The organism is Pseudomonas sp. C321 (assembly GCF_055407105.1).
The window spans coordinates 885,031-899,811 of sequence record NZ_JBUZRB010000001.1 but is presented as its reverse complement, the minus strand read 5'-3'; the positions used below and the strand labels follow the sequence as shown (position 1 = coordinate 899,811).

Below are 14,781 nucleotides of genomic sequence, written 5' to 3'. Positions count from 1 at the left end.
AGATGTCCCCGAAATTAATGTAGGAACCGACTTGTGTGGGAGCTGGCTTGCCTGCGATAGCATCACCTCAGTGTCTTTGACAGACCGAGGCGTTTGCATCGCGGGCAAGCCAGCTCCCGCACAAGCCGGTTCCTACAGAGAGGCTGCCGCTATCAGCCTTCGAGTTTGCTTTTCAGCAGTTCGTTGACCTGTTGCGGGTTGGCCTTGCCTTTGGAGGCTTTCATCGCCTGGCCGACAAAGAAGCCGAACATCTTGCCGCGCTTGGCTTCATCCGCCGCACGGTATTGTTCGACCTGTTCGGCGTTGGCTGCCAGCATCTCGTCGAGCACCGCCGAGATCGCGCCGCTGTCAGTCACTTGCTTGAGGCCGCGCTTATCGATGATCTCGTCAGCGCTGCCTTCGCCTGCGGCCATGGCTTCAAACACGGTCTTGGCGATTTTGCCGGAGATGGTGTTGTCCTTTATCCGCAGCAACATGCCGCCCAGTTGCTCGGCTGAGACTGGAGCTTCGTCGATTTCCAGGCCCTGTTTGTTCAACAGGCTGCCCAGTTCAACCATCACCCAGTTAGCCGCCAGCTTGGCGTCGCTGGCGATGCTTACCACTTTCTCGAAGTAGTTCGCTTGCTCGCGGCTTGAAGCCAGCACGCTGGCGTCGTAGACCGACAGGCCGAACTGTTCCTGGAAGCGCTCGCGTTTTTGCGGTGGCAATTCCGGCAGGGTCGCGCGGATGTCCGTGAGGAATGAATCCTCGATGATCACCGGCAACAGGTCCGGATCGGGGAAGTAACGGTAGTCGTTGGCTTCCTCCTTGCTGCGCATGGAGCGGGTTTCGTCTTTGTTCGGGTCGTACAGGCGTGTCTGCTGGATCACCTTGCCGCCGTCTTCGATCAGCTCGATCTGACGACGTACTTCGGTGTTGATCGCCTTCTCGATGAAACGGAACGAGTTGACGTTCTTGATCTCGCAGCGGGTGCCGTACTCGGCCTGACCTTTTGGACGGATCGACACGTTGCAGTCACAACGCAACGAGCCTTCGGCCATGTTGCCGTCGCAGATGCCCAGGTAGCGCACCAGTGCGTGGACCGCCTTGACGTATGCCACGGCTTCCTTGGCGCTGCGCATGTCCGGCTCGGAGACGATTTCCAGCAGCGGCGTGCCAGCACGGTTCAGGTCGATGCCGGTGGCGCCATTGAACTCTTCATGCAGGCTCTTGCCGGCATCTTCTTCCAGGTGCGCGCGTGTGATGCCGATGCGTTTGACCGTGCCGTCTTCCATCGGGATGTCCAGGTGGCCCTTGCCGACAATCGGCAATTCCATCTGGCTGATCTGGTAGCCCTTGGGCAGGTCCGGGTAGAAGTAGTTCTTGCGGGCGAATACGTTGTGCTGACCGATCTCGGCATCAATTGCCAGGCCGAACATCACCGCCATGCGCACCGCTTCCTGGTTCAGCACCGGCAACACGCCGGGCATGCCCAGGTCTACCAGGCTGGCCTGGGTGTTCGGCTCGGAGCCGAACGTGGTGGCGCTGCCGGAGAAAATCTTTGATTGGGTGGCGAGCTGGGTATGAATCTCCAGCCCGATCACGACTTCCCATTGCATAGTGTTCTCCTCAGAAGCCGGTAGGGGTGCGAGTGTGCCAGTCAGTGTTCAACTGGTACTGGTGCGCCACATTGAGCAGGCGGCCTTCCTGGAAATACGGGGCGAGCAATTGCACGCCGACCGGCAGACCGTCGACGAAACCTGCTGGCATGGACAAGCCGGGCAGACCCGCGAGGTTGGCAGTGATGGTGTAGAAGTCTTCCAGATACGCGGCGATTGGGTCGTCGTTCTTGGCGCCGATCTTCCAGGCCGGGTTGGGCGTGGTTGGGCCGAGGATCACATCGACTTCTTCAAACGCAGCCATGAAGTCGTTCTTGACCAGGCGGCGGATTTTTTGCGCCTTGAGGTAGTACGCGTCGTAGTAGCCGGCTGACAGGGCGTAGGCACCGACCATGATCCGGCGCTGTACTTCGGCGCCGAAACCTTCGCCACGGGAGCGCTTATAAAGGTCGGTGAGGTCTTTCGGGTCTTCGCAGCGATAACCGAAGCGCACACCGTCGAACCGCGACAGGTTGGAGGAAGCTTCTGCCGGGGCGATCACGTAATAAGCAGGAATCGCATGCTGGTTGTTAGGCAGGCTGATTTCCTTGATCACTGCGCCGAGCTTTTCCAGCTCCTTGACGCTGTTGTGCACCAGTTCAGCGATGCGCGGGTCGAGGCCGGCGCTGAAATACTCTTTCGGCACGCCAATGCGCAGGCCTTTGATTGAGGTATTGAGGCTGGCACTGTAGTCCGGCACCGGTTCATCGATGCTGGTGGAGTCCTGCGCATCGAAGCCTGCCATGCCTTGTAACAATATTGCGCAGTCTTCGGCAGTGCGCGCCAAAGGACCGCCCTGATCGAGACTGGAGGCGTAGGCAATCATGCCCCAGCGGGAAACACGACCGTAGGTCGGTTTCAGTCCGGTGAGGTTGGTGAACGCTGCCGGCTGGCGGATCGACCCGCCGGTGTCGGTGGCCGTGGCGGCAGGTATCAGACGAGCGGCAACCGCGGCGGCCGAACCACCGGACGAACCACCGGGTACGTGTTCCAGATTCCACGGGTTTTTCACCGCGCCGTAGTAGCTCGACTCGTTGGCCGAACCCATGGCGAATTCGTCCATGTTGGTCTTGCCCAGGGTCACAGCCCCGGCAGCGGCCAGCTTGGCGACCACGGTGGCGTCGTAGGGCGCCTTGAAGTTGTCGAGCATCTTGGAGCCGCAGCTGGTGCGAATGCCCAAGGTGCAGAACAAGTCCTTGTGGGCAATCGGTGCACCCAGCAGCGCGCCATTTTCACCGTTGGCGCGACGGGCGTCGGCGGCCTTGGCCTGGCTCAGGGCCAGTTCTTCGGTGAGGCTGATGAAGCTGTTGACCTTCGGATCGAGCTCGGCGATACGCGCCAGTAGGGTCTTGGTCAGCTCTTCGGATGAAAACTTTTTATCGGCGAGACCGCGGGCGATCTCGGCCAGAGTCAATTGATGCATTGCAGGCTCTTTCCCTTTAGTCGATGACTTTCGGAACCAGGTACAGGCCGTTTTCGACCGCTGGTGCGATGGACTGGTAGGCCTCGCGATGATTGCATTCGGTCACGACGTCAGCGCGCAGGCGCTGGCTGGCTTCCAGCGGGTGAGCCAGGGGCTCGATGCCGTCGGTATTGACGGCCTGCATTTGGTCAACCAGCCCGAGAATGCTGTTCAGGGCTGCGGTGGTCTGTGGAAGATCGGCTTCATTAAGGCCCAGGCAGGCCAAATGAGCGATTTTTTCCACGTCGGAGCGTTCAAGCGCCATGGGATTCTCCAGTGGAAAACAGAACGGAAGCTATCCGTGTGTTAGATTGTCGGAACACTACCGCATTTCTACGGTCATATGGCCGCGATTGTGGGGGTTGGTGCACAGAAAGTCGGCTAATTTAACATATTGGCGCCTTGCCCAAAATCCCTGTCGTTGTTAGAGTTTGCCGCACTTTTTTACCCACGCGTTGCCTAGGGTCCCTTTCCCATGTTCAAGAAACTGCGTGGCATGTTTTCCAGCGATCTTTCCATCGACCTGGGCACTGCCAACACCCTTATTTACGTGCGCGAGCGCGGTATCGTTCTGAATGAGCCATCGGTTGTGGCCATTCGGACCCATGGTAATCAGAAAAGTGTCGTTGCCGTCGGCACCGAGGCCAAGCGCATGCTCGGCCGTACACCAGGCAATATTGCTGCCATTCGTCCTATGAAGGATGGTGTGATTGCCGACTTCAGCGTCTGCGAGAAGATGCTGCAGTACTTCATTAACAAGGTTCACGAAAACAGCTTTCTGCAGCCCAGCCCTCGTGTGCTGATCTGCGTTCCGTGCAAATCCACCCAGGTGGAGCGTCGTGCCATCCGTGAATCGGCCCTTGGTGCCGGTGCTCGTGAAGTGTTCTTGATCGAAGAGCCTATGGCTGCTGCGATCGGTGCCGGCCTGCCGGTTGAAGAAGCTCGCGGTTCGATGGTGGTGGATATCGGTGGTGGTACCACTGAAATCGCCCTGATTTCCCTCAATGGTGTGGTGTATGCCGAATCCGTGCGGGTTGGCGGCGACCGCTTCGACGAAGCGATCATCACCTACGTGCGTCGCAACTACGGCAGCCTGATCGGCGAATCGACCGCCGAGCGCATCAAACAGGAAATCGGCACCGCTTATCCGGGCGGCGAAGTTCGCGAAGTCGATGTTCGCGGTCGCAACCTGGCCGAAGGCGTTCCACGTGCCTTCACCCTGAACTCCAATGAAGTGCTGGAGGCTTTGCAAGAGTCCCTGGCTACCATCGTTCAGGCTGTGAAGAGCGCCCTGGAGCAGTCGCCGCCGGAACTGGCTTCCGATATCGCCGAGCGTGGCCTGGTACTGACCGGTGGTGGCGCCTTGTTGCGCGACCTCGACAAGTTGCTGGCCCAGGAAACCGGTTTGCCGGTGATCGTCGCCGAAGACCCGTTGACCTGCGTCGCCCGTGGCGGTGGCCGTGCACTGGAAATGATGGATAAACACACCATGGACCTGCTCTCCAGCGAATAAGATTCCCTGGGTCGTTCATGCTTCGCCCGCAGGCAGCACTTTGCAGTGCTGCCTGTTGGCGTTTATCTTCTTCAATCTGCATCCAGGCCGGTTTGATGCCGTATGAATAAAATAAAGATTTGCCTGGGAGGAGCGGCCTATTAAACCGCTTTTCGCCAAGGGTCCCTCGTTGGGCGTGCGCCTGTTGGTGCTGGTCGTGCTATCGGTCGCGCTGATGGTGGTCGATGCCCGCTTCACACTGCTCAAGCCAGTGCGTAGCCAGATGTCGCTGGTTTTGATGCAGTCCTACTGGATCACTGACCTGCCGCAACGGCTATGGCAAGGTGTGGCCAGCCAGTTTGGCAGCCGGACCGAACTGGTCGCCGAGAACGAAAAACTCAAGACTGAAAACCTGCTGCTGCAGGGGCGCATGCAAAAGCTCGCGGCCCTGACCGAGCAGAACGTTCGGCTGCGCGAGTTGCTCAATTCTTCCGCGCTGGTCAACGAGAAGGTCGAAGTGGCCGAGTTGATCGGCATGGACCCCAACCCCTTCACCCATCGCATCATCATCAACAAGGGTGAGCGCGACGGCGTGGTTCTTGGCCAGCCGGTGCTCGATGCCCGTGGTTTGATGGGCCAGGTGGTGGAGTTGATGCCGTACACCTCCCGGGTACTTTTGCTCACAGATACGACCCACAGTATTCCGGTACAAGTGAACCGCAATGGCCTGCGGGCGATTGCCAGCGGTACCGGTAACCCGGAGCGCCTGGAATTGCGTCATGTAGCGGATACCGCCGATATCAAGGAAGGCGACCTGTTGGTCAGTTCCGGCCTGGGTCAGCGTTTCCCTGCGGGCTATCCCGTGGCGACGGTCAAGGAAGTGATCCACGACTCCGGCCAGCCGTTCGCCATTGTCCGCGCCGTGCCCACAGCCGCGTTGAACCGCAGCCGCTACCTGCTGCTGGTGTTCAGCGATAACCGCACCGTGGAAGAGCGCGCTAACGAAGCCGCCCAGGCTCAGGAAGCGCAAGACAAGCAAAATGCTGTCACGCCGATCATTCCTGCGACGGTGCCTAAACCGGCTGTGCCGGTTGCGCCTGTCACGCCTGCGGCGATACCGGCTGCTGCCGCGCCAGTGGCAACCCCGGCCAACCCCGTGGTTCCCGGTTCGCGTCCCGCCAAGCCACCTGTGACAACCCCCGCTGCCAAACCACCGGCTGCGGCTCCTGCAACCACTCGGCAGAGGGCACAATAATGGCCGGCACTCACTCTAGTAATGGCTGGATCGTCTGGCTGACCTTCGCCATTGGCCTGTTGCTCAGCGTTTCACCGCTGCCGCAATTCATGGAAATCCTGCGCCCGCTATGGTTGGCATTGCTGCTGGCATTCTGGTCGCTGGCGATGCCTCACAAGGTCGGCATGGTCACGGCAATGTGCCTGGGGCTGGCGGAAGACGTACTGTATGGCACGCTACTCGGCCAGAACGCTCTGATCCTGACCCTGATTACCTTCCTGGTGTTGTCGTTGCAGCAGCGCTTGCGCATGTTCCCGATGTGGCAGCAGTGCCTGGTGATCCTGGTGATCTTCGGCCTGGCCCAACTGGTGCAATTGTGGCTCAGCGCCCTGACCGGCAACCGCCAACCAACGCTGGCGCTGGTGCTGCCGGCCTTGGTCAGTGCCTTGCTCTGGCCCTGGATCAGCTTTGGCCTGCGTGGCTTGAGTCGTCGCTATAAAATCAATTGAACGGATCGCGAGGCTCTGCCTGGTTATCGAACCCTACAGGGAGAGTCTGGAATGAATTCGCTTTATCTGGCATCAGGCTCACCTCGGCGGCGTGAGCTGCTGACACAAATCGGTGTGCCTTTCACTGTAGTCAGTGCCGCTATTGATGAAACTCCCCTGACAGATGAATTGCCTGCGTCCTACGTCGAACGCTTGGCTCGTGGCAAGGCTGCGGCGGGCTTGGCTGCGTTGGCGAATGCTTCGGGCGCCTGTGTACTGGGTGCCGATACGGCAGTGGTCCTCGACGGCCGGATACTCGGCAAACCGCTGGATCAGGCCGATGCCCTGGCCATGTTGCTGGCTCTTTCTGATCGTGAACATGAAGTCCTCACCGCCATCGCCCTGCTGGATGATCAGTGTTGCGAAACGCGGCTGGTCAGCAGTCGCGTGCGCTTTCGCCAGATCTCAGCGCAGGAAGCCACCACTTACTGGCACAGCGGTGAACCTCAGGACAAGGCGGGCGGCTATGCTATCCAAGGGTTGGCAGCCGTGTTTGTGGCTGGACTCAATGGCAGTTATTCCGCCGTCGTCGGTTTGCCCGTATGCGAAACCTTCGAGGTGCTGGGCCATTTCGGCATACCCTGTTGGCAAAATCTTAGCGCGTGCTAAACGCCTACCCCAGCGCCAAACCCAAGCGATCGGCCACTATTGTGAAAACGCCTGAACGAGACCCAGCCATGAGTGAAGAGATTCTGATCAATATCACGCCGATGGAATCGCGCGTGGCGGTGGTAGAAAACGGTGTTCTGCAAGAAGTGCATGTTGAGCGCACCCAGAAGCGCGGGATCGTTGGCAATATCTATAAAGGCAAGGTCGTGCGGGTGTTGCCGGGCATGCAGGCGGCGTTCGTCGACATCGGCCTGGACCGTGCGGCGTTTATCCATGCCTCGGAAATCTCTCTGCGCGAAGGCCCGGCTGTTGAAAGCATCAGCGCCTTGGTGCATGAAGGGCAAAGCCTGGTGGTACAAGTCACCAAGGACCCGATCGGCTCCAAGGGCGCGCGCCTGACCACCCAGCTGTCGATTCCCTCACGTTATCTGGTGTACATGCCACGCACTGCCCACGTGGGAATCTCCCTGAAAATCGAAGATGAAGGCGAGCGTGAGCGTCTGAAAAGGGTCGTCAGCGACTGCGTTGCCCTGGAAGGTATCAAGGAGGCTGGCGGCTTTATCCTGCGTACCGCCGCGGAGGGTGCCGGTGCTGATGAAATTCTCATGGATATCCGCTACCTGCGCCGTCTTTGGGATCAGATCGCTGCCCAGATCAAGACGATTGGCGCGCCGAGTGTCATCTATGAAGACCTCGGCCTGGCGCTGCGTACTCTGCGAGATTTGGTCAGCCCAAAGATCGAGAAAATTCGGATCGATTCGCGGGAAACCTTCCAGCGCACCACGCAATTTGTCGCCGAGTTGATGCCGGAAATTGCCGACCGCCTGGAGCATTACCCTGGTGAGCGGCCGATTTTCGACCTGTATGGCGTCGAGGACGAAATCCAGAAAGCCCTGGAGCGCAAGGTGCCGCTCAAGTCTGGGGGCTACCTGGTGGTGGACCCGGCGGAAGCCATGAGCACCATCGACGTCAACACTGGGGCTTTTGTCGGCCATCGCAACCTTGAAGAAACCATCTTCAAGACCAACCTCGAAGCGGCCACCGCCATCGCCCGCCAACTGCGTCTGCGCAATCTTGGCGGGATCATCATCATCGACTTCATTGACATGGAAGATGAAGAGCATCAGCGCCAAGTATTGCGCACCCTGGAAAAACAGCTGGAGCGCGACCACGCCAAGACCAACATCATTGGTATCACCGAGTTGGGCCTGGTGCAGATGACCCGCAAGCGCACCCGCGAAAGCCTTGAACAAGTGCTGTGTGAACCGTGCAGCAGTTGCCAGGGGCGCGGCAAGTTGAAAACCCCGGAAACGGTTTGCTACGAGATTTTTCGGGAAATCTTACGAGAGGCGCGGGCCTATCAGGCCGAAGGCTATAGAGTTCTGGCTAACCAGAAGGTGGTTGATCGGCTGCTGGACGAAGAGTCAGGCAACGTTGCGGAGCTGGAAGGTTTTATTGGCCGCACGATTCGCTTTCAGGTTGAAACCATGTACTCCCAGGAACAATACGACGTGGTGTTGCTCTGATCCGCTGTGCTGCTTTTCCATTTGATCGTTTTTTACGAGACCGACAGACCTTGATCTGTCGTCCGACTATTGTCTTGAGGGTCGCCTGACATGGAGCGTCTGATACGCTTTTTTGCCGCATTGACCCGCTTGGGCCTCGGCCTGTGCGCCTTGCTGCTGGTACTGGCGGCGGTCTACGTCAGCCTGGGCCGTGAATTGACGCCCCTGGTGGCCGAATACCGTGGCGAAATCGAAGCCAAGGCCCGTGCCGCCGTTGATATGCCCTTGAGCATCGGCAGCCTGGAGGGGCGCTGGAGCGGCTTTGCGCCGGTATTGTTCGCCCATGACGTGATGATCGGCGAAGGCAGTAGTGCCTTGCGTCTGGATCAGGTGCAAGTGGTCCCCGACCTCTGGGCCAGCCTGTTGTCGCGGGAAGTGCGCATCGCCAACCTGGAAGTCAGCGGCCTGCAGGTCAGCGTGAAAGAGGGCAAGGACGGCCGCTGGGCACTGCAAGGCTTGCCGATGCAGGACGGTCAGCCTCTGGATCCAGAGCAGTTGCTCAAGCGTATGCAGGTGGTATCGCAAGTGTCACTGCTCGACAGCCAGGTGACCTTGCAGCCCTTCGATCAGGCGCCGTTGACCCTGACTTACGTTGGTGTGAGCCTGAAAACTGGCGTTGCGCGACAACGCTTGGACGCCCGCCTGACGTTACCGGACGGTCAGCCTCTGGCGCTAAGTTTGCGTACCCGAATCCGGGCCAGCCAATGGAAGGACGGTGAAGTCCAGGCTTACCTGAGTTTGCCGCAAAGTGATTGGGCTCGCTGGATTCCGGCCAAACTGACCCAGCAATGGAAACTCAGTGAGTTGAAGGCAGGTGGCGAGTTCTGGCTGACCTGGAACAAAGGCACCATACAAAGCGCAGTCGCGCGCCTCAACGCTCCGCAACTAAAGGGCCGTTACGCCGAGCGCAAGCCCGCCCATATTGAGAACCTTGCGCTCACTGCTTACCTGCAGCGTAGTGACAGCGGCCTCAAGGTGGTCTTCGATTCGCTGGCGATGAACCTGGGGGACACCCGCTGGGAAACCCGCCTGAAGTTGCAGCAGACATTGGCCTCCGGCGGCGCCCAGGAAGTCTGGAACCTGCAGGCCGATCGCCTGGACCTTACGCCTATTACGCCCTTGCTCAATGCCCTGGTACCGTTACCGGAGGGTGTGGCCACAGCGGTCGAGCACCTGAAGGCTACCGGGATGCTGCGCAATGTCCTTGCAGATTATCGACCCCAGGACACCACTGATCAGCGGGTCAGTTTTGCCGCCAACCTTGATCGAGTCGGTTTCGATGCCTATTTCGGCGCGCCGGCTGCCCGCAACGTCACAGGTAGCATCAGCGGCGATTTGGGGAAGGGCGAGTTACGCATGGACAGCAAGGACTTTTCCCTGCACCTGTTTCCGATTTTCGCCAAGCCCTGGCAGTACATTCAGGCCAACGCTCGCCTTACCTGGACGCTGGATAAAGACGGCTTCACCCTGATCGCGCCGTACATCAAGGTGCTGGGGGAAGAAGGCAAGGTCGCCGCCGACTTCCTGATTCGCCTGCATTTCGACCACAGCCAGGAAGACTATATGGACCTGCGGGTCGGCATGGTCGATGGCGACGGGCGTTTCACACCCAAGTACTTGCCAGCCGTGTTGAGTCCGGCCCTGGATGAATGGCTGCGTACGGCGATTCTCAAGGGCGCGGTGGACGAAGGTTTCTTCCAGTATCAAGGCTCGCTGGACCACGATGCCTTGGCCGCCTCGCGCAATATCAGTTTGTTCTTCAAGGTGCACGACGCCGAACTGGCGTTCCAGCCGGGCTGGCCCCAGGTTGGCAAGGTTGCTGGCGAAGTGTTTGTCGAGGAGACCGGTGTTCGCATCCTGGCCAGCAAGGGCCAGTTGCTCGACACCAAGGTCAAGGATATCTACGTCAATATTCCCCATGCCCCCAGCGGCCAGGACAGTCATCTGCTGCTCACTGGCGGGTTTGCCGGTGGCTTGGGCGATGGCCTGAAAATCCTCCAGGAAGCGCCAATCGGCACGGCTTCGACTTTTGCTGGCTGGAAAGGTGACGGTGACTTGCAGGGCAAGCTGGACCTGGATATTCCCCTGGCCAAGGGGGCAGAGCCGAAAATCATAGTGGACTTCAAAACTGACAAGGCGCGCCTGCAACTGGCCGAGCCAGCCCTGGAGCTGAGCCAACTCAAGGGGGATTTCCGCTTTGACAGCGCGAAGGGTTTGAGCGGCCAGAACATCACGGCTCAAGCCTTCGACCGGCCGATCACTGCGCAAATTTTTGCCGATGGCAAACCGGGGAACATCAGCACCCGGGTAACAGCCAAGGGCCAGGTGACGGTGAAGAAGCTCACCGACTGGCTAAAGGTCAGTCAGCCGCTGCCGGTTTCCGGCGATATCCCTTATCAACTGCAACTCAACCTGGACGGTGCTGACAGTCAACTGATGGTCAGCTCCAATCTCAAGGGGGTGGTGGTGGAATTGCCGGCACCGTTCGGCATGCCCGCCAGCCAGGGCCGTGACAGTGTGTTTCGCATGACTTTGCAGGGGGCGGAGCGTCGTTACTGGTTTGATTATGGCGAGCTGGCGAACTTTACCTTTGCCGCACCGGCCGACAAGTTTGTCGAAGGTCGTGGCGAATTGTTCCTCGGCGATGGCGATGCGCTGTTGCCAGGCGGCAAGGGCTTGCGCATTCGGGGAGTGTTGTCGGAGCTGGATATCGACCCCTGGAAAAAGCTGGTGGACCGCTACGCCGGTAATGATCCAGGCGGCAGCGCCAAGCAGTTGTTGAACGGGGCAGACTTCAAGATCGGCAAGTTGACCGGTTTTGGCACCCAGTTCGACCAGGTCAATTTACAGTTGGACCGCAATCCAGCCACCTGGGCCATGCGGTTCGACAGCCAGCAAGCCAAAGGCACCGTGGGTCTACCGGATGCCAAGGGTGCGCCGATTGCGATTAATCTGCAGTACGTGCGCTTGCCTGCGGTCGATCCCTCAGTACAGGCCGATGAAAACGCACCAGATCCGCTGGCGGACGTTGATCCCAAGGACATCCCGGCGCTGGATATCGCCATCGATCAGTTGTTCCAGGGCCCGGATTTGATTGGTGCCTGGTCGTTGAAGGTTCGCCCGACCGCCAAAGGCATGGCGTTCAACAGCCTGGACCTTGGCCTCAAGGGCATGCAGCTCAAAGGTGCCGGTGGTTGGGAAGGCGCGGCTGGCGCCAGCAGCAGTTGGTACAAGGGCCGGCTGGACGGCAAGAACATTGCCGATGTACTCAAGGGGTGGGGCTTTGCGCCGACCGTGACCAGCGAAGATTTCCATCTGGACGTCGATGGCCGCTGGCCAGGCTCACCCGCCTGGGTCGGCCCCAAGCGTTTCTCCGGCAGCCTGGACGCGAGCTTTCGTAAAGGCCAGTTCGTTGAAGTGGAGGGCGGCGCGCAGGCGCTGCGAGTGTTTGGTCTGCTGAACTTCAACTCGATTGGCCGGCGTTTGCGCCTGGACTTCTCGGACTTGCTCGGCAAAGGCCTGAGCTACGACCGGGTCAAAGGTTTGTTGGCCGCCAGTGACGGTGTTTTTGTCACCCGTGAGCCGATTATCCTGACCGGCCCTTCAAGCAACCTGGAGCTCAACGGTACCCTGGACCTGGTGTCGGATCGCGTCGATGCCAAGCTGCTGGTGACCTTGCCGGTGACCAACAACCTGCCGATTGCTGCATTGATCGTCGGCGCGCCGGCCATTGGTGGTGCGCTGTTCCTGATCGACAAGCTGATCGGTGATCGGGTATCGCGTTTTGCCAGTGTGCAATACAAGGTCGAAGGCCCTTGGAAGGACCCGAAAATCAGCTTCGACAAGCCATTTGAAAAACCAAACTGAGTACCCGTGGAGTAGCATGGCCCCATGCTTTTTATGGAGTGTCGGTCCATGTCCCTTGCGGTAATTCAAATGGTCAGCCAGAGCGACATACTGGCCAACCTGGCCCAGGCCCGGCGTCTGCTGGAGCAGGCGGCGGCTGGCGGTGCACGGCTCGCGGTGTTGCCGGAGAACTTTGCCGCCATGGGCCGTCGCGATGTCGCCGATATCGGCCGCGCCGAAGCCTTGGGCGAAGGTCCTATCCTGCCATGGTTGAAACAGACCGCCCGCGACCTCACCTTATGGATAGTGGCTGGCACTTTACCGTTGCCGCCGCTGGATCAACCGGGCGCCAAGTCCAATGCCTGCTCGTTGCTGATCGATGATCACGGCGAGATCGTTGCCCGCTACGACAAGCTGCACCTGTTCGATGTTGACGTGGCGGATGCCCGTGGTCGTTATCGCGAATCCGATGACTATGCTTACGGTGGCCAGGTGGTGGTGGCGGATACGCCAGTGGGGCGCCTGGGATTGACGGTTTGCTATGACTTGCGTTTCCCGGAGCTGTACAGCGAATTGCGTGCAGCGGGCGCTGAGTTGATTACTGCACCGTCGGCATTTACTGCGGTGACCGGTGCGGCACACTGGGATGTGCTGATTCGCGCCCGAGCCATTGAAACCCAGTGCTACCTGCTGGCGGCGGCGCAGGGCGGCGTACATCCAGGGCCACGGGAAACCTTTGGCCACGCAGCAATTGTCGACCCTTGGGGGCGAGTGCTGACGCAACAGGATCAAGGCGAAGCGGTGTTGCTGGCCGAACGCGATAGCAGTGAACAGGCGTCGATACGGACGCGCATGCCGGTGGCGGGCCACCGGCGCTTTTTCTCGCAGGGCGCGCAGCGACCTGCTTCAGAACGATGAATTTAAGGCCAAACCTATGAGCGAGTTGTTGTCCTCAGTCAGTGAACACCTCCTGGCGCCCGGTGGCGTGACCATCGAAAGCTTGCAAACCGTGCTCGGCGACCTGGCAGGTCCTGGTATCGATGCCGCCGACCTGTATTTCCAGGGCCAGATCTCCGAGTCCTGGGCCCTGGAAGATGGCATCGTCAAGGACGGCAGCTTCAGCCTCGACCAAGGTGTGGGCGTGCGTGCGCAATCGGGCGAGAAGACCGGGTTTGCCTACAGCAACGCTATCACCCTTGAAGCCCTCGGCCTTGCCGCCCGCGCTGCGCGTTCGATCTCTCGTGCCGGCCAGAACGGGACCGTTCAGGCATTCAGCACCCAAGACGTGACGCAACTGTATGGCCCGGATAACCCGCTGGAAGTGATCAGCCGCGCAGAAAAGGTTGAGTTGCTCAAGCGTGTAGATGCCGCGACCCGTGCCCTGGACCCGCGTATCCAGCAAGTGACCGTGAGCATGGCCGGTGTCTGGGAGCGGATTCTGGTGGCTTCCACCGACGGCAGCCTGGCGGCGGATGTGCGGCCGCTGGTGCGTTTCAACGTCAGTGTGATCGTCGAGCAGAACGGTCGTCGCGAGCGCGGCGGACATGGTGGCGGCGGGCGTACGGATTATCGTTATTTCCTCACTGAAGACCGCGCCATGGGCTATGCCCGTGAGGCGCTGCGCCAGGCACTGGTCAATCTGGAAGCTATTCCAGCACCCGCCGGCACCTTGCCGGTGGTACTGGGTTCCGGCTGGTCGGGAGTGTTGCTTCACGAAGCGGTGGGCCACGGCCTGGAAGGTGACTTCAACCGCAAGGGCAGCTCGGCCTACAGCGGGCGTATGGGCGAGATGGTTGCGTCCAAGCTTTGCACTATCGTCGATGACGGCACACTGGCCGGGCGTCGCGGTTCGCTGAGCATCGACGACGAAGGCACGCCTACCCAATGCACCACGTTGATCGAAAACGGTGTGCTCAAGGGCTATATGCAAGACAAGCTCAATGCCCGCCTGATGGGCGTGGCCCGCACCGGCAACGGCCGTCGCGAGTCCTACGCGCACTTGCCAATGCCGCGCATGACCAATACCTACATGCTCGCTGGCGAAAGCGACCCGGCGGAAATCATCGCCTCGGTGAAGCGCGGTATTTACTGCGCTAACCTCGGCGGCGGTCAGGTGGACATCACCAGCGGCAAGTTTGTGTTCTCCACCAGCGAGGCGTACTTGATCGAGGACGGCAAGATCACCGCGCCGGTCAAGGGTGCAACGTTGATTGGTAACGGTCCGGAAGCCATGAGCAAGGTGTCGATGGTCGGTAATGACCTGGCGCTGGACAGCGGGGTAGGGACGTGCGGCAAGGATGGGCAGTCGGTGCCGGTGGGTGTTGGCCAGCCAACCCTGAAGATTGATGCGATCACCGTGGGTGGCACGGGGTCGTAAGAAGGGAGCTT

The 14,781-nt window shown here is 59.8% G+C and carries 11 protein-coding genes; 8 read left to right on the top strand and 3 right to left on the bottom strand.

Annotation, left to right across the window (positions count from 1 at the left end):
* Positions 1-152: 152 nt before the first annotated feature.
* From gatB to gatC, 3 genes are read right to left on the bottom strand one after another with little or no spacing between them, the layout of a single operon-like run.
* Positions 153-1,598 carry an Asp-tRNA(Asn)/Glu-tRNA(Gln) amidotransferase subunit GatB gene (gatB, locus tag ACZRJ6_RS04255; protein ID WP_463967196.1) on the bottom strand — a complete coding sequence of 482 codons (1,446 nt, stop codon included), beginning with the start codon at positions 1,596-1,598 and terminating at the stop codon, positions 153-155.
* A gap of 10 nt (positions 1,599-1,608) precedes the next feature.
* Positions 1,609-3,060, bottom strand: a complete 1,452-nt coding sequence (gene gatA / locus ACZRJ6_RS04250; protein ID WP_463967195.1) for an Asp-tRNA(Asn)/Glu-tRNA(Gln) amidotransferase subunit GatA — start codon at positions 3,058-3,060, stop codon at positions 1,609-1,611.
* 16 nt (positions 3,061-3,076) lie between these two features.
* Complete coding sequence (gene gatC / locus ACZRJ6_RS04245; RefSeq protein WP_133099893.1) at positions 3,077-3,364, bottom strand: Asp-tRNA(Asn)/Glu-tRNA(Gln) amidotransferase subunit GatC; 288 nt, start codon at positions 3,362-3,364, stop codon at positions 3,077-3,079.
* Between the two features lie 210 nt (positions 3,365-3,574).
* On the opposite strand from gatC, the gene mreB reads away from it, so the two are divergent.
* The 8 genes from mreB (at position 3,575) to tldD (ending at position 14,770) form a co-directional block, all read left to right on the top strand.
* Positions 3,575-4,612: a rod shape-determining protein MreB gene (mreB, locus tag ACZRJ6_RS04240; protein ID WP_002555108.1), complete on the top strand. Its 1,038-nt coding sequence runs from the start codon at positions 3,575-3,577 to the stop codon at positions 4,610-4,612.
* A 139-nt stretch (positions 4,613-4,751) separates the two neighbouring features.
* On the top strand, positions 4,752-5,846 hold the full coding sequence (gene mreC / locus ACZRJ6_RS04235) for a rod shape-determining protein MreC (protein WP_463967416.1): 1,095 nt from the start codon (positions 4,752-4,754) through the stop codon (positions 5,844-5,846).
* Complete coding sequence (gene mreD, locus ACZRJ6_RS04230; RefSeq protein WP_133099891.1) at positions 5,846-6,334, top strand: rod shape-determining protein MreD; 489 nt, start codon at positions 5,846-5,848, stop codon at positions 6,332-6,334. Before mreC ends, mreD begins: the two co-directional genes overlap by 1 nt.
* Before the next feature lie 51 nt (positions 6,335-6,385).
* Complete coding sequence (locus tag ACZRJ6_RS04225) at positions 6,386-6,982, top strand: Maf family protein (protein ID WP_463967194.1); 597 nt, start codon at positions 6,386-6,388, stop codon at positions 6,980-6,982.
* Positions 6,983-7,050: 68 nt separating this feature from the next.
* Entirely contained in the window at positions 7,051-8,508 is a 1,458-nt protein-coding gene (gene rng / locus ACZRJ6_RS04220; RefSeq protein ID WP_133099889.1) for a ribonuclease G, read from the top strand.
* 90 nt (positions 8,509-8,598) lie between these two features.
* Positions 8,599-12,414: a YhdP family protein gene (locus ACZRJ6_RS04215; protein ID WP_463967193.1), complete on the top strand. Its 3,816-nt coding sequence runs from the start codon at positions 8,599-8,601 to the stop codon at positions 12,412-12,414.
* Between the two features lie 48 nt (positions 12,415-12,462).
* Complete coding sequence (locus ACZRJ6_RS04210; protein ID WP_463967192.1) at positions 12,463-13,311, top strand: carbon-nitrogen hydrolase family protein; 849 nt, start codon at positions 12,463-12,465, stop codon at positions 13,309-13,311.
* Between the two features lie 16 nt (positions 13,312-13,327).
* Entirely contained in the window at positions 13,328-14,770 is a 1,443-nt protein-coding gene (tldD, locus tag ACZRJ6_RS04205; protein WP_463967191.1) for a metalloprotease TldD, read from the top strand.
* Positions 14,771-14,781: the final 11 nt, after the last annotated feature.